Here is a 2,421-nt window from a genome sequence, read left to right as displayed (position 1 = left end):
CGGATTCGGCCGACAGCGGCGGAAAGTCCCGGTCGCTGTCGATGGCGTTCCGTCCGCCGGCCAACGTGATGAGGGCGTCCGGTACCGTTCCGCGCCCGGCCGCCATCAGGCCGCCGGGGCCGCCGCCGACCAGACAGAGGATGCGCGCGTGCGCGCCGCCGGAACGGACGGCCCGCTCGGCCTCGGCAGCCAGGGCCGACAGCCGGCCGGTCAAATCGGCGGCAAGGCGCCGGCCCTCCTCCTCGCGGCCCAGGGCACGGGCGACGGCGGCGACCTTGGTTTCCAGCCCGGCGGGGCTGGAGACTTCCGGTACCATCTCCACCGTCACGCCCATGGCGCGCAGCTGGTCGAAGGTCGCCTGCGGCCCGGCCCCCTCGACGGCCAGCACATGGGTCGGGGCGAGCGACATCAGCCCCTCCGCCGACAGGGTGCGCATATAGCCGACATCGGGCTTCGCCGCCGCCGCGGCCGGCTGGCGGCTGACGGTATCGCGGCCGACCACCGCATCGCCGCCCCCCAGCGCGAAAGCCAGTTCGGTCACGGGCGCCCCGATGGTGACGAGGCGCATGTCCGCCGCCCCGGCGCCCGGTGCCGTCAGGCAGGCGGCGATGCCGAGGGCGATGGCGGGGGCGAGGGCAGCCAAGGGGCGATGGGAGGCCAGAAGGCGATGGGGGACCATGCGCGTCATCGTCGGCTCCCGCACCTCAGGCGACGCCCGGCAGGTCGGGCATCGACCGGGCAAGCCGGCGCCATTCCGTCCGTTCCGGTTTGTCCTCGTCACGCTGGCCGCAGAGGGATCGAACAATTTTCCCCCTGGGCAATTTAGGAGTTCGACGGTGGTGATGCCGCCCCTGCCGGTTGGCTTGAACACCACCCAGGCGCTGGACAGGCGCGCCATGTCGCAGGTCAGGCGGAAGCCGGGGTCGTCGATGTCCAGTCGAGTCCCCTCCGCCCGGAGCGTGGTGATCGTGCCGGTGTGGATCTGGATGCAGCCGGCATTGCCGGCGAAGATCATGATCTCCAGCCGGTCGTCACGGGCGGATCCGAGCAGCCCGGCCACCGCCGCCAGGGGGATTTCGCGGGCGAAGTCGCCGCCCGCCAGCCGCATGGCATCGAGACGGGCCACGCCGAACCGCTTCAGCATCCCGTGGAATTCATGGACATCGCCCATCGCCGCCCAGGCGGCGCGCAGGCCGGCGACATCGATGTCGGCCGGGACGGTGGCGGCGGTCTGCGCCGGCTGCCCGACCAGGTCGCTGCCGATCAGGTCGCCGTCGTTCAGAGTCACCGCCGCCGCATCATCGGCGCGGTGTTCCTCCAGGAAAGCGGTCCAGGCTGTGGCGTCTGTTTCGGCCGTGCGGTGGACGGCATGGACCGGGCGTCCGGCCGCGTCATGGACCAGGATGGCGCCGGCGGCCGGATCGTGGGCGGTTCGATGCCAGTGCCGGGGGAAGATCCGCAGATCGACGTCGCGGTTCAGCACGATGACGGCATGGCCGTTGCCGGATACATTGCCGAACCGGCCGAGCTTTTCATGGATGACGGCGCCGTTGGTCGTGACCACCCGGACCGGACCGAGGGCGTCGAGCCGCGACAGGGCCGCGGGCCAATCCACCTCCAGCCGCAGAAGGCCGGTTGCGGCGTTGGAGGTGGCGGGAGCCTCGATGGAAGGCAGAAAGGTGTCGGGCATCGGAGAAATCTCTTGGTAGGGCTGGGGAAGGGCTGGCGCGACGCCGGGCGGTGCACTTCCGCAGATGATTATGATAGTCATTATCATTGACAAGGCGGGGATCATTAATCCGCATTAATTCCGGCCTGGGCGAAGGGAGCCGCGCAATGGTCGGGCAGATACCCGAGAAGTTGGCCGGACAGGATCAGCCGCGCCGCCCACTCCATATCGCTGTCGGTGGCGCGCGCCGATCCGGGTGTGACGCCGGTTCGCAGCGTCTGCCCCGAGTGACAGAAGGGAGGGGCGGAAGGGAAGGCAGCGGAGCGTCCCGTTGCCGGTCAGCCGCGATCCGGCAACCCGCCCGGCTTGCGTGGATGGCCGCTGACCAGGGCATGGGCGGCCTGCCCGGCATCCTCGAACCAGCTGGCGTCGCGATGCACCAGCGAGGCGGAGAAGGCGCCGTCGAGCAGCAGCAGGATCTGGCGCGCGAGGGCTTGGGGGCTTTCGAAGCCGGCAAGCTCCAGCTCGCCGGCGAGCCATGAGGCGAAGGCGCTCTTGTGGCGTGTGCCGATCTTCACTGCGGGATGGCCCGGCAGGGCGGCCAGTTCCGCTGTCGTCCGCAGAAAGCCGCAGCCCTTCCATTTCGGATGGCGTGCGCTGCGTGCGAAGTTGGCGAAAAATGCGGCCACCTTTTCCCCGGGCCCCGCCTCGGCCTTGGCGGACCAGCTCGCCATCTGCTTCAGATTGGGCTG

At 70.3% G+C, this 2,421-nt stretch carries 1 protein-coding gene and 1 pseudogene; both read right to left on the bottom strand.

Going from position 1 to position 2,421, the window contains the following annotated elements:
- On the bottom strand, positions 1-1,690 hold a 1,690-nt coding region (locus I71_RS36650), incomplete at its 3' end, for a ChuX/HutX family heme-like substrate-binding protein (RefSeq protein WP_042703595.1).
- Positions 1,691-2,007: 317 nt separating this feature from the next.
- Positions 2,008-2,421, bottom strand: a pseudogene (locus I71_RS31420) (hypothetical protein); the annotation flags it as partial.

It is taken from the genome of Azospirillum sp. B506, from assembly GCF_000333595.1.
GTDB lineage: Bacteria > Pseudomonadota > Alphaproteobacteria > Azospirillales > Azospirillaceae > Azospirillum.
This window is presented reverse-complemented; position numbering and strand designations above follow the sequence as displayed.